Origin of the sequence: Amycolatopsis thermalba (assembly GCF_003385215.1) — a bacterium.
Taxonomy (GTDB): domain Bacteria; phylum Actinomycetota; class Actinomycetes; order Mycobacteriales; family Pseudonocardiaceae; genus Amycolatopsis_E; species Amycolatopsis_E thermalba.
In genome coordinates, this window is the sequence record NZ_PQHW01000004.1 from 15,221 (window position 1) to 30,843 (window position 15,623).

Annotated in this window: 12 protein-coding genes; 8 read left to right on the plus strand and 4 right to left on the minus strand. The window is 72.9% G+C overall.

Annotated features, from left to right (window positions below):
* Positions 1-64: 64 nt before the first annotated feature.
* Positions 65-1,132: a cobalt-precorrin-5B (C(1))-methyltransferase gene (locus tag D0D15_RS02720; RefSeq protein ID WP_094006228.1), complete on the minus strand. Its 1,068-nt coding sequence runs from the start codon at positions 1,130-1,132 to the stop codon at positions 65-67.
* Positions 1,133-1,143: 11 nt separating this feature from the next.
* On the opposite strand from D0D15_RS02720, the gene D0D15_RS02725 reads away from it, so the two are divergent.
* Genes D0D15_RS02725 through D0D15_RS02735 form a run of 3 tightly spaced genes read left to right on the plus strand, consistent with a single transcriptional unit; the run spans position 1,144 to position 5,778 of the window.
* On the plus strand, positions 1,144-1,893 hold the full coding sequence (locus D0D15_RS02725; RefSeq protein ID WP_233157323.1) for a cobalt-precorrin-6A reductase: 750 nt from the start codon (positions 1,144-1,146) through the stop codon (positions 1,891-1,893).
* A complete protein-coding gene (gene bluB / locus D0D15_RS02730; RefSeq protein ID WP_094006226.1) occupies positions 1,890-2,552 on the plus strand; it encodes a 5,6-dimethylbenzimidazole synthase in 663 nt (220 codons plus the stop codon). The genes D0D15_RS02725 and bluB overlap by 4 nt, the downstream gene beginning before the upstream one ends.
* Positions 2,553-2,568: 16 nt before the next feature.
* Entirely contained in the window at positions 2,569-5,778 is a 3,210-nt protein-coding gene (locus D0D15_RS02735) for an arabinosyltransferase domain-containing protein (protein WP_094006288.1), read from the plus strand.
* 37 nt (positions 5,779-5,815) lie between these two features.
* Here D0D15_RS02735 and D0D15_RS02740 read toward each other — a convergent pair whose 3' ends face one another.
* Genes D0D15_RS02740 through D0D15_RS02750 form a run of 3 tightly spaced genes read right to left on the minus strand, consistent with a single transcriptional unit; the run spans position 5,816 to position 8,969 of the window.
* The gene (locus D0D15_RS02740; RefSeq protein WP_094006225.1) at positions 5,816-7,306 is read right to left on the minus strand and encodes a precorrin-2 C(20)-methyltransferase; all 1,491 of its coding nucleotides are present in this window, start codon (positions 7,304-7,306) and stop codon (positions 5,816-5,818) included.
* A complete protein-coding gene (locus tag D0D15_RS02745; protein ID WP_094006224.1) occupies positions 7,303-7,926 on the minus strand; it encodes a precorrin-8X methylmutase in 624 nt (207 codons plus the stop codon). Before D0D15_RS02745 ends, D0D15_RS02740 begins: the two co-directional genes overlap by 4 nt.
* On the minus strand, positions 7,923-8,969 hold the full coding sequence (locus D0D15_RS02750; RefSeq protein WP_094006223.1) for a nitrite/sulfite reductase: 1,047 nt from the start codon (positions 8,967-8,969) through the stop codon (positions 7,923-7,925). Before D0D15_RS02750 ends, D0D15_RS02745 begins: the two co-directional genes overlap by 4 nt.
* Before the next feature lie 112 nt (positions 8,970-9,081).
* Between D0D15_RS02750 and D0D15_RS02755 the strand changes: the two genes are divergently transcribed.
* From D0D15_RS02755 to D0D15_RS02775, 5 genes are read left to right on the plus strand one after another with little or no spacing between them, the layout of a single operon-like run.
* Positions 9,082-9,987: an ABC transporter ATP-binding protein gene (locus D0D15_RS02755; protein ID WP_094006222.1), complete on the plus strand. Its 906-nt coding sequence runs from the start codon at positions 9,082-9,084 to the stop codon at positions 9,985-9,987.
* A 5-nt stretch (positions 9,988-9,992) separates the two neighbouring features.
* Positions 9,993-10,838 (plus strand): ABC transporter permease, encoded by an 846-nt coding sequence (locus tag D0D15_RS02760; protein ID WP_094006287.1) that lies wholly within the window; start codon positions 9,993-9,995, stop codon positions 10,836-10,838.
* On the plus strand, positions 10,835-11,068 hold the full coding sequence (locus D0D15_RS02765) for a helix-turn-helix transcriptional regulator (protein WP_094006221.1): 234 nt from the start codon (positions 10,835-10,837) through the stop codon (positions 11,066-11,068). Before D0D15_RS02760 ends, D0D15_RS02765 begins: the two co-directional genes overlap by 4 nt.
* Before the next feature lie 51 nt (positions 11,069-11,119).
* Complete coding sequence (locus D0D15_RS02770) at positions 11,120-14,701, plus strand: cobaltochelatase subunit CobN (RefSeq protein WP_115944215.1); 3,582 nt, start codon at positions 11,120-11,122, stop codon at positions 14,699-14,701.
* Positions 14,698-15,456, plus strand: coding sequence for a LamB/YcsF family protein (locus D0D15_RS02775; RefSeq protein WP_094006219.1), 759 nt, complete (start codon positions 14,698-14,700; stop codon positions 15,454-15,456). The genes D0D15_RS02770 and D0D15_RS02775 overlap by 4 nt, the downstream gene beginning before the upstream one ends.
* Positions 15,457-15,623 lie beyond the last annotated feature (167 nt).

The following is a 15,623-nucleotide window of genomic DNA, read 5'->3' on the forward strand; positions in this document are numbered from 1 at the left end:
ACCAGCGAAAGACCTGCGCCAACTCATCGCCGACGGGGGAGTTCCGCTGGGCTGGCGACCGGCGTCAGCTACCCGCACCCCTCGGCGGTTCGCTGACCCCCACCACGGTCCCGGCGCGGTCGATCACCAGCACGTCCACCGCGACCGGCGCCGGGTCCAGCACCGATGCCGCGAACGCGCGTGCCCGGTCGGCCACCACGTCGCCGATCGGGAAGCCCGCCTCCTGCGACAACTGCAGCGCGTGCAGCGCCGTGTTCGCCTCCAGGATCCGGTCGGCGAGCCCCTCGGGCGCGAACGAGGCCAGCAGCGCCAGGTCCACCTGCGACCGCTTCGAGTGCAGGTCCAGGTGCCCGGCCGCGAGCTTCGACATCTTCGCGAACCCGCCCGCGATCGTCAGGCGCGGCACGGGATGGCGCTTCACGTACTTGAGCACCGCGCCCGCGAAGTCGCCCATGTCCAGCAGCGCCGTCTCCGGCAACCCGTACCGCTGCGCGACCACCCGCTCCGACGTGCTGCCCGTCGCACCGGCCACGTGCGAATGCCCCAGCGCCCGCGCCACATCGACCCCGCGCCGGATGCTGTCGATCCACGCCGAGCACGAGTACGGCACCACCACCCCGGTCGTGCCGAGGATCGACAAGCCACCGATGATCCCCAGCCGCGGGTTCCACGTCTGCCGCGCCAGCTCCTCCCCCTCGGGCACGGAGATCTCCACCACGACGTCCCCGGAATCGCCGGACGCGGCCGCCACCCGCCGCACCGCCTCGGTCATCAGCCGCCGCGGCACCGGGTTGATCGCCGGCTCGCCCACCGGCAGCGGCAGCCCCGGCAACGTCACCGTGCCCACGCCGACCCCGGCGCGGAACGTCACCCCGCTGCCCTGCTCGCCACGACGCACCGTGGACAGGATCAGCGCGCCGTGCGTCACGTCCGGGTCGTCGCCCGCGTCCTTGATCACCCCGGCCGTCGCCGAATCCGCGTCCAGGCGCTCGGTGGCCAGCGCGAACGCCGGGCGCCGGCCCTGCGGCAGCTCCACCTCCACCGGGTCCGGGAACTCGCCGGTGAGCAGCGCGGTGTACGCGGCCGTGGTGGCCGCGGTCGCACACGCTCCGGTGGTCCACCCGTACCTCATCACCAGGCAGTATGGCTGGCGTGACGCAAGTACTCGTGCTCGGAGGCACCGGTGAGGCCCGCGCGCTGGCCGCCGGGCTCGTCCACCGCGGCGTCGCGGTCACGTCGTCGCTGGCCGGACGCGTCGCCAACCCGCGCCTGCCGGCCGGCGAAGTGCGCGTCGGCGGCTTCGGCGGACCGGACGGCCTCGCGCGGTGGCTGACCGAGCACGGCACCGCCGCCGTGGTGGACGCCACACACCCGTTCGCCGAACGCATCGGCGCGTCCGCGGCAACGGCCACGAGCCAGGCGGGCGTCCCGCTGCTGCGCCTGCAGCGCCCCGGCTGGCAGCAAGGCCCGGGCGACGACTGGCACTGGGTGGACACCCTCGACGAGGCCGCGACGGTGGCCGAACGGCTGGGCGACCGGATCTTCCTCACCAGCGGCCGCCAGGGCCTGTCCGCCTTCGCGCGCTGCACGCGGCCGTACTTCCTGGCCCGCTGCGTCGACCCGCCGGAACCGCCGCTGCCGCCGCGCCTGGACGTCCTGCTCGACCGCGGCCCCTACACCGTCGAGGGCGAGACCGCGCTGCTGCGCGAGCACCGCATCGACGTGCTGGTCACCAAGGACAGCGGCGGCGACATGACCACCGCGAAGCTCGTCGCGGCCCGTCAGGAGGGTGTGCCGGTGGTCGTCGTGCGGCGCCCACCGCGGCCGCCGGCGCACACCGTCGCGGACGTGGATGCCGCGCTGCGCTGGGTGTCGGCGATCCTGGACGCATGATCGAGGAGTTCTACGAGGTCCTGCGGCGACGGCGGGACGTGCGGGCGGAGTTCACCGGCGAGCCCATCGACGACGACGTGCTGGCCCGCATCCTGGAGGCCGCGCACTCCGCGCCCAGCGTCGGCCTCACCCAGCCGTGGGATTTCGTGCTCGTCGAAAGCACCCGGACCCGCACCGCGTTCCGCGATCACGTCCTCGCCGAGCGAGAGGTGTTCGCCGCGTCGCTGCCCGCGCAGCGCCGCGAGACGTTCGCCCCGATCAAGATCGAGGGCATCCTCTCCGCGACGCTCGGCGTGGTGGTGACCTACGACGAAAGCCGCGGCGCGCCGGACGTGCTCGGCCGTCACGCGATCGCCGACGCCGGCCTGTACTCGGTGTGCCTGGCGATCCAGAACCTCTGGCTCGCCGCCACCGCGGAGGGCCTCGGCGTGGGCTGGGTCAGCTTCTACCGCGAGGATTTCCTGCGTGACCTGCTCGGCATCCCGGCCGGAGTGCGGCCGGTCGCCTGGCTCTGTCTCGGCCCGGTGAGCGAACTCCAGGAGATTCCGGACCTGGAGCGGCACGGCTGGCGGAGGCGGCGGCCGCTGGCGGCGGCGACGCACCGTGAGCGGTTCGGCACACCCCCATCCCGAAGCGAGCGCGAGGAAGCATCGCGATAGCGTTCTCCCAATGTGGATGGCCAGCAGGACACCTACTGTCGCACCGGATGAGGCGGCCGACCCGGACCAGCGGGGCGCGTCGGAGAGCACCTCACCGGAGCGACCTCGCACGTTCTTGTGGCGGCTGCTCGCCGTCGTACTGGGTCTGTTCGCCGCGGGCTGCGCGGTCGCCTACCCGTTGATGCCGGTCGTCCAGGACACGGCGAAGATCGTGTGGCCGGCGGGCAGCGACACCCGCCCGGTGAACGCCCCGCTCGTCGGCTACTGGGCGCAGGACCTGCAGGTGGCCCTGCCGTGCGCGACGATCCAGTCCCTGGACGGCCGCACCGCGGGCGCGGGGCTGCTGTTCTCCACCGTGCCGCCGGCCCGCGCGGGCAACGGCGCCGGGATGCAGCTCAACGTCCAAGACGGCCTGCTCACCGCCACCAGCCGCGGCCAGCAGGTCGCGCGCCAGCCGCTGCCCGCCACCGGGTGCGACGTGCGGGTGAGTTCGACCGCCACGCACACCACCCTGTCGGTGGCCGGCACCCCGGTCTACGACTCCAGCGGCGACGCCCGGCCGCGCGTGCTGGGCATCTACACGGACATCTCGTCGGCCCGGGACCCGATCGCGGGCCTGTCGGTCGGCATCACCCCGGACACCCGCTACCAGTCCTCCCCCACCGGGCTGAAGGTCGGCGTCGGCGTGTTCGCCCTGCTGTCGCTGATCGGCTGCCTCATCGCGGTCAACCGGCTGGACTCGGGCACCGCGCGCCGCGCGCCGCGGTGGGCCCCGATCGGCTGGTGGAAACTCACCAAACGGGACGTCACCGTCTTCGGTGTGCTCGGCGCGTGGGTGTTCATCGGGCCGGTCACCTCCGACGACGGCTACATCCTGACCATGGCCCGGGTCGCCGACCAGGTCGGCTACCTGACCAACTACCACCGCTGGTTCGGCGTCGCGGAGGCGCCGTTCGGGTGGAACGACCACATCTACGAGCTGATGGCGACGCTGTCCACGGTGCCACCGTGGATCCGGCTGCCGTCGTTCCTGCTCGGCGTCCTGAGCTGGCTGCTGATCTCGCGTGAGGTGCTGCCGCGGCTGGGCAAGGAGGTCCGGATCAGCCCGGCGGCGGGCTGGGCCGCGGCCGTGGTGTTCCTGGTGTGGTGGCTGCCGTTCAACAACGGTGTCCGCCCCGAGCCGTGGGCCGCGCTGGGCTCGCTGATCGCGCTGTGCGCCGTGGAGCGCGCGCTGGTCACGCGGCGCCTGCTGCCGCTGTGCCTGGGCCTGATCGGGGCCGCGTTCGCGCTGGCGGCGACGCCGACCGCGCTGATCGCGGTGGCGCCGTTCCTGGTCGCCGCGAAGCCGCTGTTCCACCTGCTGCGCAGCCGCGCCCGCGACTCCGGCTGGCTCGCGGTGCTGGCGCCGATCGCGGCGGCCGGGTTCATCGTGCTGATCGTGGTGTTCGCCGACCAGACGTTCTCCACGGTGATGGAGGCGACCCGCCTGCGCGGCTCGGTCGGCCCCAACAAGTCCTGGTACGAGGAGCTGTCGCGCTACGAGCTGCTGTTCGAAAGCAGCGCGGACGGCGCGCTGACCCGCCGGTTCCCGGTGCTGCTGCTGATCCTGTGCACCGGCACCTGCCTGGTGGTGCTGCTGCGGCGCGGCCGCATCCAGGGCGCGGCCCTGGGCCCGGCCCGGCGGCTGATCGGCACCGTGGCGCTGTTCTTCCTGCTGCTGGCCCTGACCCCGACCAAGTGGACGCACCACTTCGGCGCGTTCGCCGGTGTCGGGGCGGCGATGGCGGCGCTGACCGCGCTGGCGACGAGTTCGACGGTGCTGCGGTCGCGGCGCAACCGCGCGGCGTTCACCGCCGGGCTGCTGGTGGTGGCCGCGCTGGCGGCGACCGGCCCGAACGCGTACTGGTTCGTGTCCAGCCTCGGGGTGCCGTGGTGGGACAAGGCGCCGTCGATCAAGGGCTGGCACCTGTCCACCGCGCTGCTGGCGGCCGCGGCGGTGGCGGCGGTGTTCGCGTTCGTGGAGAACGTGCGCATGCAGCGGCCGGGTGCGCCGCCGCCGGTGCAGGAGCGGCGCGGGCGTGCGCTGCGGCTGGGCGCGACGTCGCTGGTCGTGGTGTGCGGCGCGGTCGTGGTGTTCGAGGTCGCCAGCATGGCGAAGTCGATCCAGAAGCAGATGTCGACCGGCAGCTACAGCCTCGCCGCGGCGAACGTGGACCACCTGTTCGGCAAGAGCTGCAACCTGTCCGATCGCGTGATGGTCGAGCAGGACCCGGTGTCGAGCATGCTGAAGCCGGTGTCCGCGGTGACCGTGCCGGCCCGGACGCCGGCGCAGGAGAACTCGACGCTGCCGCGGCCCGAGGACGAGGGCAACGAGAAGACCTCGGCGGGCTTCCACACCGACGGCAACGGGGACGACGACCCGCTGAACGCACCGCCGCACGGCTTCACCACGGCGACCGTGCCGATGTGGAGCAGCTACCACGAGGGCTCGGCGACCGGCCGGCTGCGCACCGACTGGTACGCGCTGCCGGACCAGCACGCCGGTGCGCAGGTGACGATCGCCGCCGCGGCGCCCCCGGGCAAGGCGACGAGCGTGGCGCTGGAGTTCGGCAAGGACACCCCGGCCGGTGTCGAGGTGGTCCGGTCGACCACCGTGCTGGCGCCGAACGTCGGCACCGGAGCGACGACGGACGAGACGAAGTGGGCCGACGAGCGGCTGGACATCGGCGACCTGCCCGCGGACGTCAACCGGGTGCGCGTGGTGGCCAAGGACGACGACATCACCGGTGACGGCTGGGTCGCGGTGAGCGCCCCGCGCGTGCCGACGTTCACCACGCTGACGCAGCGGGTCGGCAGCGCCCCGGTCTACATGGACTGGCCCGCGGCGTTCGTGTACCCGTGCATGAACCCGGTCGCCTCGCACGACGGCATCTCGCAGATCCCGGCGTACCGCATCACCGCAGGCGATCTGGCCGCGGAGGCCGGGGTCGCGGACAACATCGGCGGCGGGCCGAACGGGTGGATCGAGGAGCTGGCCGACCAGCCCGAGGTGCCGAGCTTCCTGGAGGGCGACCGGTCCGGCCGGTCGTGGGGACGCCTGCTGCAGATCGAGCCGTTCACCGACGGCGTGGCACCGCAGGTGGAACACGGCACGGAGACGATGTGGGGCTGGCAGAGCCCCGGCCCCGGCCCACAGCAACCCAACGGCTCGACCCCGACGCGGTGACGAAGAAGGCCCCTCCAGCCGGAGGGGCCTTCTTCCATCAGTAGGACCGGGGCGTCCACACCTGCCCGTGCGTCACGCGGGTCCGGGACGACCCGATGATCACCAGGCACCGCATGTCCACCGCGGCAGGATCGAACTCCCCCAGCGTGGTCACGAGCACCGATTCCTCGGCCCCGCCGACGTCCCGCGCCACCACCACCGGCGTCTCGGCGGCCCGATGCCGCAGCAGCACCTCCCGGGCCCGCACCAACTGCTCGGTCCGCGTCCGCGAAGCCGGGTTGTACATCGCCACCACGAGATCGGCCGCCCCCGCAGCCTCCAGCCGCCGCTCGATGACCTCCCACGGCTTCAGCCGATCCGACAGCGACAGCACGCAGTAGTCGTGCCCCAGCGGTGCCCCGGCCCGCGCCGCCGCCGCGGAAGCCGCCGTCACCCCGGGGATCACCCGCACCGGCACCGGCTCTTCCAGCTCGGCCGCCTGCTCCAGCACCGCGGAAGCCATCGCGAACACCCCGGGGTCACCCGAGGACACCACAGCCACCCGCGCCCCAGCGGCGGCCAGCGAAAGCGCATGCCGGGCCCGATCCGCCTCGACCCGGTTGCCCGACGCGTGCCGCACCTGCCCGGCCCGCTGCGGCACCTTCGCCACGTACGGCCCGTACCCGACGATGTGCTCCGCCTCGGCCAGTGCCGCGGACGCTTCCGGCGTCAGCCACTCCGGCCCGGCCGGCCCCAGCCCGACCACCACGACCTCGCCACCGTCCACCCGAGCCGCCGCCGGAGCGGCGGCCGGCTCCTTCCGCGACGCGTAAGCCGGGCTCGGCACCAGCGCCAGCGAGAAGTACGGCACCGTCGACGGATCGACGTCGGCGAACGGCTCGACCCGCTGGTTGTCCCACGTCGCCCGCTCGACGTAGTACGCCTCGTCCAGCCGCCCCGACTCGGCCAGCGCCTCGCGCACCGACGAGAACGTGCGGCCCAGCTTCATCACCGCCGCGGCCTGCGTGTCCGCCAGCCGCCGCGCCAGCTCCGGCGCGGGCAGCGTCCCGGGCAGCACCGTCAGCACCTCGTCGCGCTGCACCAGCGGCTTGCCCAGCACCGCCGAGGCCGCCGACACCGACGTCACGCCGGGCACCGCCTCGGCCTCGTACCGGTCGCACAGCCGCTCGTGCATGTACATGTACGAGCCGAAGAAGAACGGGTCGCCCTCGCACAGCACCACCACGTCCCGCCCGGCGTCCAGGTGCTCGGCGAGCCGTTTCGCGCTCAGCTCGTAGAACTCGGCGATCGCGCCCTCGTACCCGCCCGGGTGGTCGGTGCCCTCGGTGGTCACCGGGTACATCAGCCGTTCCTCGATCTGCCCCTCGCGCAGGTACGGCTCGGCGACCGACCGCGCGATGCTGCGCCCGTGCCGCGCGCAGTGGTAGGCGATCACGTCGGCCTCGCCGATCAGCCGCGCCGCCTTGACCGTCATCAGCTCCGGGTCGCCCGGGCCGAGCCCGACGCCCCACAGCTTGCCCGTCTTCATTCGACCTCGCTCGCGAGCGCGTTGATCGCGGACACGGCCATGGCGCTGCCGCCCCGCCGCCCGTGCACCACCAGGTAGGGCGCGGGCGCGCGCTTGACCAGCTCCTCTTTGGACTCCGCGGCGCCAACGAACCCGACCGGCACGCCGATGATCGCGGCAGGCACCCCGGCGCCCTCGTCGATCATCTCCAGCAGCCGGAACAACGCGGTCGGCGCGTTGCCGATCGCCACCACCGAACCGGCCAGCTTGTCCCGCCAGAGCTCCAGCGCGGCCGCGGACCGGGTCGTGCCCATCCGCTCGGCCAGCGCGGGCACCCGCTCGTCGGACAGCGTGCACAGGATCTCGTTGGACGCGGGCAAGCGCTTGCGGGTCACGCCGCTGGCGATCATCTGCGCGTCGCACAGCACCGGTGCGCCGCCGCGCAACGCGGCCCGGGCCGATTCGACCAGGTCCAGCGAGTAGGCGAGGTCGTCGACCAGGTCGACCATGCCGCACGAGTGGATCATGCGGACCGCGACCGGCTCCAGGTCCTCCGGCAGGATCGCGAGGTCGGCCTCCTCGCGGATCGTGGCGAACGAGTGGCGGTAGATCTCCGCCCCGTCGCGGATGTAGTCGATCACGCTGTTCCCTTCTGGTATCCCTCGCTGCCCGCGAGCACGTCGACGTGCGGCTCGTGCGGTCGCCCGCACCGCCGTTCGCATCCGGAGAAGTGCATCCGCACCCCGGCGGGAACGCGGGGCATCATCGCCCGCGCGTCGGCCCGCACGTCGGCCCGCGACTTCGCGCAGCCCGGCCGCCCGATGCACGCGCTGATCCCCAGTCCCGGCGCGGCCGGATCGGTCACCAGGCCCGGCGCGTCCAGGCCGCGGGGCACCACGACCGACCGCCACGGCGTCACCACGATCTCCCCCAGCGCCCGCAGGTCCGCGGCCGCGAGCTGCCCCAGCACCGGCGCGCCCACCACCCCGGCGAGCCCGTCGCCGCGGGTGAACGGCCCGATCGGCACACCCGGTGACGTGGGCAGACGCTCGCCGGACGGCAGGTCCAGCTCCCGCACCCGCCACGCGCTGCCCCGGACTTCCAGGAACCACAACGCCTTCCGCACGAGCGCGTCGACCGCCCCGGCGAACGGCACCCGCTCGCCGGTGTCCCGCCCGGCGAGCAACACCGCGCCGGTCGAGGAGTCCAGCGCCCGCCAGCACACGTCCGCGTCCTCGCCGGACACGTCGCCGCGGCCGTCGTCGAGGGCGAACAGGAACCGGCCCGGCAGGGCGGTCAGCTCGGGCCGCGCGCACACCGCCCGGTCCAGCTCGGCCACCACTTCCCGGACGTCGACCAGCCCGCCGGTGAGCCCGCTCAGCGGCGAGGCCAGGTAGTTGCGCACCCGCTCGTGCGCGGGCGCGGGCAGCAGCCCGGCGGCCGACAACCGCGCTACCAGCTCACCGGTGTCCCGCGACAGGCCCCGCAGCTGGATGTTGCCGCGCGAGGTCAGGTGCACCGACCCGTCACCGAGGTCCTCGGCGCAGGAGGCCAGCACCCGCGCCTGCTCCGCGCTCACCCGCCCGCCCGGCAACCGGATCCGGGCGAGGGCGCCGTCGGCGGCCTCGTGCGTGGCGAACACACCCGGGCACGCGTCGGGGCGGACACGTGCGGGAGGGGCCATGCGCTCACTGTAAACGGCGCCAGGAGCGCTAAGTATTACCTGGATCATATGTAGTAGGTCTGCTACATTCCATCGCACAGGCGTAGCACTGGGGAGAACACCTATGACAGCGATGAGCCAGGTCGCGACGCGACCACCGGAGCCGCCGGGCGACGAGCCCGCGCTCGACGTCCGCGACCTCCGCATGCGGTACGGCGCCAACGACGTGCTCAAGGGCGTGACCTTCCAGGCCGCCCAGGGCGAGGTGCTGGCGCTGCTCGGCCCGAACGGCGCGGGCAAGACGACCACCATCGAAATCCTGGAAGGCTTCCGGATGCGGTCGGCCGGCGAGGTGCGGGTGCTCGGCGTCGACCCGGCCCGGGGCACCGAGGCCTGGCGCGCGCGGCTGGGCATCGTGCTGCAGTCCTGGCGGGACCACGGCAAGTGGCGCGTACGGGAGCTGCTGGCCCACCTCGGCTCGTACTACGTCGACCACCGGCGGCCGTGGGACGTCGACGAGCTGGTCGAAACCGTCGGCCTCACCCCGCACGCGCACAAGCGGGTCAGCCGGCTCTCCGGCGGGCAGCGGCGGCGGCTGGACGTCGCGATCGGCATCGTGGGCCGCCCCGACCTGCTGTTCCTGGACGAGCCGACCGCCGGGTTCGACCCGGAGGCCCGCCGCGAGTTCCACGACCTGGTCCACCGGCTGGCCGACGAGTCGGACACCACGATCCTGCTCACCACCCACGACCTGGACGAGGCCGAGAAGCTCGCCGACCGGATCCTCATCCTGGCCGGCGGCACGATCATCGCGAACGGCTCGGCCGAGCAGCTCAGCCGCGAGATGTCCACCGACGCCGAGGTCCGCTGGACCCGCGACGGCCAGCGGTACGTGCACTCGACCACCGACGCGACGAAGTACGTGCGCGAGCTGTTCGCCCAGTACGCCGAGGAGATCGAGGACCTGGAGGTGCGCCGGGCGAGCCTGGAGGACACCTACATGGCGCTGCTGCGCAAGTTCGAAGGAGGCGCCCGGTGACGGCACTGAACGGCACCGCACTGCGGGTCGGGTTCCGGCGCGGCCTGATCGAGCTGCGGCAGAGCTTCACGACCGTCCAGGACCTGTGGGGGTACTTCTTCCCGACGGTGGTGTTCCTGGTGGTGATGACCCTGATGAAGGGCTCGGTCATCCCCGGCACCACGTTCTCCCGCGGCTCGATGACGCTGCCCAGCCTGATCGGCGCGAGCGTCGGGTTCAGCGGGCTGATCAACACGATGCAGCTGCTCACCGTCGAGCGCGAGGACGGCACCCTGCTGCGCGCCAAGGCCCTGCCGCACGGCATGACCGGGTATCTGGTCGGCAAGATCGTGATGGTCTCGGGGATGACGCTGACCGGCATCGCGCTGCTCATCGTGCCCGGCCTGATCATGTTCGACGGCCTGGAGATCGACGCCATGACCTGGGTGACCCTGGCCTGGGTGCTGGTGCTCGGCCTGGTCGCGACGCTGCCGATCGGGGCGGTGTTCGGTTCGCTGTTCGAGAACCCGCGGACGATGGGCGTGGTGATGCTGCCGGTGATGGCGCTGGTCGGCACGTCGGGCATCTTCTACCCGATCGGCGAGCTGCCCACCTGGGTGCAGGGCATCGCGCAGGTGTTCCCGCTGTACTGGCTGGGGCTGGGCATGCGGTCGGCGTTCCTGCCGGACACCATGGTGCTGGTGGAGATCGGGCAGTCGTGGCGGACCTGGGAGACGCTGGGCGTGCTCGGCGCGTGGGCGGTCGCGGGCCTGGTCCTGGCGCCGATCGTGCTGCGTAGGATGGCGCGGCGCGAGTCCGGGTCGACCGTGGCCGCACGGCGGGAGAAGGCACTACAGCGGATGCCGGGATGAGTGAGTCGATCTACAACCGCATCGCGATGCTGCGCGCCGAACGCGGCATCTCGCGGCGGCAGCTGGCCGAGGCGGTCGGGGTGCACTACCAGACGATCGGCTACCTCGAGCGCGGCGAGTACAGCCCGAGCCTGTACCTCGCGCTGCGCATCGCGGAGTACTTCGAGGTGCCCGTGGAGGTGATTTTCTCCACGCGGCCCTTCCCCCGTCTCGGCGAACGGACTGCTTGACTGCGGGCCCGCTCAACGGACAGTGTTGGGGGGACCTAGGAGGGAACCCGCGTGATCCTGCTGCTGTCCACTTCGGACACCGATCTGCTCAGCGCCCGCACCAGCGAGGCCGGGTACCGGCTGGCGAACCCGGCCCGGCTCGACCTCGCCGAGCTGCCCGGCTTGCTGGAGGGCGCCGACGTCGTCGTGGTCCGCATCCTGGGATCGGCGCGGACCTGGCAGGAGGGCCTGGACGCGGTCCGGGCCAGCGGCAAGCACGTGGTCGTGCTCGGCGGTGAGCAGACGCCGGACGCGGAGCTGATGGCGTTGTCCACCGTGCCGGCCGGCATCGCCACCGAGGCGCACGCCTACCTCGCGCAGGGCGGCCCGGCCAACCTCACCCAGCTGCACCGGTTCCTGTCCGACACGCTGCTGCTCACCGGCGACGGTTTCGAGCCGCCCGCCGAGCAGCCCGCGTGGGGTGTGCTCCAGCGCACACCGCGCCGCACCGACGGTCCGGTGGTGGCGATCCTCTACTACCGCGCGCACCACCTGTCCGGGAACACCCGGTTCGTCGAGGCGCTGGCCGAGGCGGTCGAGGACGCGGGCGGGCAGGCGCTGCCGATCTACTGCGCGTCGCTGCGCTCGCGCGAGCCGGAGATGATGGCCGAGCTGCGCAAGGCCGACGCGCTGCTGGTCACCGTGCTCGCCGCGGGCGGCACGCGGCCCTCGGAGGCCGGCGCCGGGGGTGACGACGAGGCGTGGGACGTCGCCGACCTGGCCGCGCTGGACGTGCCGACGTTGCAGGCCCTGTGCCTGACCAGCGACCGCGCGACCTGGGCGGACAACGACGACGGCCTGTCCCCGCTGGACGCCGGCAACCAGATGGCGGTGCCGGAGTTCGACGGCCGCCTGATCACCGTGCCGTTCTCGTTCAAGGAGATCGACGACGACGGCCTGCCGCACTACGTGCCGGACCCGGAGCGCGCCGCGCGGGTCGCGGGCATCGCGCTCGCGCACGCCCGCCTGCGGCACACCCCGCCGGAGCAGCGCAAGATCGTGCTGATGCTGTCGGCGTACCCGACGAAGCACTCCCGCGTCGGCAACGCGGTCGGCCTGGACACCCCCGCCTCGGCGATCGAGCTGCTGCGCCGCATGCGCGCGCAGGGCTACGACCTGGGCGACGAGCCGTTCCCCGGTGTGGAGCCGACCGGCACCGACCAGCCGGACGGCGACGCGCTCATCCACGCGCTGATCGCCGCGGGCGGCCAGGACCCGGAGTGGCTGACCGAGGAGCAGCTGTCCGGCAACCCGATCCGCGTCCCCGCCGCGCGCTACCGCGAGTGGTTCGCCGCGCTGCCCTCGGACCTGCGTGCGGACATCGAGGAGCACTGGGGCCCGCCGCCGGGCGACCTCTACGTCGACCGGTCGTCCAATCCGGACGGTGACATCGTGCTGGCCTCGCTGCGGGCAGGCAACGTGGTGCTGATGATCCAGCCGCCGCGCGGGTTCGGCGAGAACCCGGTGGCAATCTACCACAACCCGGACCTGCCGCCGAGCCACCACTACCTCGCCTGCTACCGCTGGATCGAGGAGGAGTTCGGCGCGCACGCGGTGGTCCACCTGGGCAAGCACGGGTCGCTGGAGTGGCTGCCGGGCAAGAACGCCGGGCTGTCGCCGTCCTGCGGCCCGGACGCGGTGCTGGGCAACCTGCCGCTGATCTACCCGTTCCTGATCAACGACCCGGGCGAGGGCGCGCAGGCGAAGCGGCGCGCGCACGCGACGATCGTGGACCACCTGATCCCGCCGATGGCGCGCGCGGAGAGCTACGGCGACCTGGCCCGGCTGGAGCAGCTGCTCGACGAGCACGCGAACATCGCGGCGATGGACCCGGCGAAGCTGCCCGCGATCCGGCAGCAGATCTGGACGCTGATCCAGGCCGCCAAGCTCGACCACGACCTGGGCATTTCGGAGCGCCCGCACGACGCCGAGTTCGACGACTTCCTGCTGCACATCGACGGCTGGCTGTGCGAGGTGAAGGACGCGCAGATCCGCGACGGCCTGCACGTCCTCGGCGCCGCGCCGGCCGGTGAGGCACGGGTCAACCTGGTGCTGGCGATGCTGCGGGCGCAGCAGATGTGGGGCGGCAAGGCCGGTGCGGTGCCGGGCCTGCGGTCGGTGCTCGGTCTGCGGGAAGGCGCGCCGACGTCCGAAGTGGACGCCATCGAGGCGTCGGCCCGGGCCCTGGTCGAGGCGATGGAGAAGCGGGACTGGTCGCCGGACGCGGTCGCGGAGGTGGCTTCCGATCCGGAGGTCGCGCGGGTGCTGACGTTCGCGGCCACCGAGATCGTGCCCCGGCTGGCCGGCACGTCCGGCGAGATCGACGCGGTGCTGCACGCGCTGGACGGCGGGTACATCGCGGCCGGACCGAGCGGGTCGCCGCTGCGCGGGCTGGTCAACGTGCTGCCGACCGGCCGCAACTTCTACACCGTGGACCCGAAGGCGATCCCGAGCCGGCTGGCGTGGGAGACCGGGCAGGCGCTGGCGGAGTCGCTGCTGCGGCGGTACCGCGAGGACACCGGTGAGTGGCCGAAGTCGGTCGGCCTGTCGGTGTGGGGCACCTCCGCGATGCGGACCTCCGGTGACGACGCGGCGGAGGTGCTGGCGCTGCTGGGTGTGCAGCCGGTGTGGGACGACGCGTCGCGCCGGGTGACCGGGCTGGAGCCGATCCCGCTCGCCGAGCTGGGCCGTCCGCGCATCGACGTGACCGTGCGGATCAGCGGGTTCTTCCGGGACGCGTTCCCGCACGTGGTGGACTTGCTCGACGACGCGGTGCGGCTGGCGGCGTCGCTGGACGAGCCCGCGTCGGACAACTTCGTGCGCGCGCACGTGCAGGCCGATCTGGAGGCGCACGGCGACGAGCGGCGGGCGACGACGCGGATCTTCGGCTCGAAGCCCGGCGCGTACGGGGCGGGGATCCTGCCGCTGCTCGATTCGGGCAACTGGCGCGACGACGCCGACCTGGCCGAGGTCTACGCGACGTGGGGCGGGTACGCCTACGGGCGGGACCTGGACGGCGTCGAGGCCCGGCCGGCGATGGAGAGCGCGTACCGGCGCATCGAGGTCGCGGCGAAGAACACCGACACGCGTGAGCACGACATCGCCGACTCGGACGACTACTTCCAGTACCACGGCGGGATGATCGCGTTCACCCGGGCGTTGACCGGCCAGGCGCCGGCGTCCTACGTGGGCGATTCGACGAGCCCGGACGCGGTGCGGACGCGGTCGCTGTCGGAGGAGACGGCCCGCGTGTTCCGCGCCAGGGTGGTCAACCCGCGCTGGATCGCGGCGATGCGCAAGCACGGCTACAAGGGCGCCTTCGAGCTGGCGGCCACTGTGGACTACCTGTTCGGCTTCGACGCCACCGCCGGGGTCGTGCAGGACTGGATGTACGAGAAGCTGTCCCAGTCGTACGTCCTCGACCGGCAGAACCAGGAGTTCCTCGCGAAGGCCAACCCGTGGGCGTTGCGCGGCATCATCGAGCGGCTGACCGAGGCCGCCGACCGCGGCCTGTGGGCGGAGCCGGATCCGGAGCTGCTGGGGCAGTTGCGCGAGGTGTACCTGCGGACCGAGGGTGAGCTGGAGGACGAGTGACCGGGGTGGACCTGAACGCGGATCTCGGCGAGGGATTCGGGGTCTGGCGCCTCACGGAGGACGACGCGCTGCTGGAGATCGTCTCCAGCGCCAACGTGGCGTGCGGTTTCCACGCGGGTGACCCGAGCGTGCTGCGGCGCGTGACGGCGGCGGCCGCGGAGCGGGGTGTCGCGGTCGGTGCGCAGGTGGCGTACCGGGACCTGGCCGGCTTCGGGCGGCGGTTCCTGGACGTGACGCCGGCCGAGCTGACCGACGACGTGCTGTACCAGATCGGCGCGCTGGACGCGTTCGCCCGGGTGGCGGGGACGCGGGTGGCGTACGTGAAGCCGCACGGCGCGCTGTACAACGCGATCGTGCACCACGCGGAGCAGGCCGCGGCGGTGGTGGAGGCGGTGCGGTTGTTCGACCCGTCGTTGCCGGTGCTGGGGTTGCCGGGTTCGGAGTTCCTGCGCCAGGCGGAGGCGGCCGGGTTGCGCCCGGTGCGTGAGGCGTTCGCCGACCGGGCCTACACGCCGGCCGGAACGCTGGTCTCGCGGCGAGAGCCGGGCGCGGTGATCCACGACCCCGACGAGGTGGTCCGGCGATGCGTCCGCATGGCAACGGAGGGCGTGATCATCGCGGTGGACGGCAGCGAGGTGAAGGTGCAGCCAGAGTCGATCTGCCTGCACGGAGACACCCCAGGCGCCGTGGAGATCGGCCGCCAGGTACGAGCAGCACTGGTGGAGAGCGGCGCCGAAGTTCGGCCGTTCGCATAACACGACCACACACCGCCACCCGGTAACGCAAAGCAACAACCCCCGAACCACTCCCCTCCCGCACCCGATCCCCAGCCCAAATCAATGAAAGATCGGGTCCGGGAGGGGCAGATCCGGGCGTAGCGAAGCGAAGCCGGCGCAGTGGATACCCGCGTAGCGGCTACGGA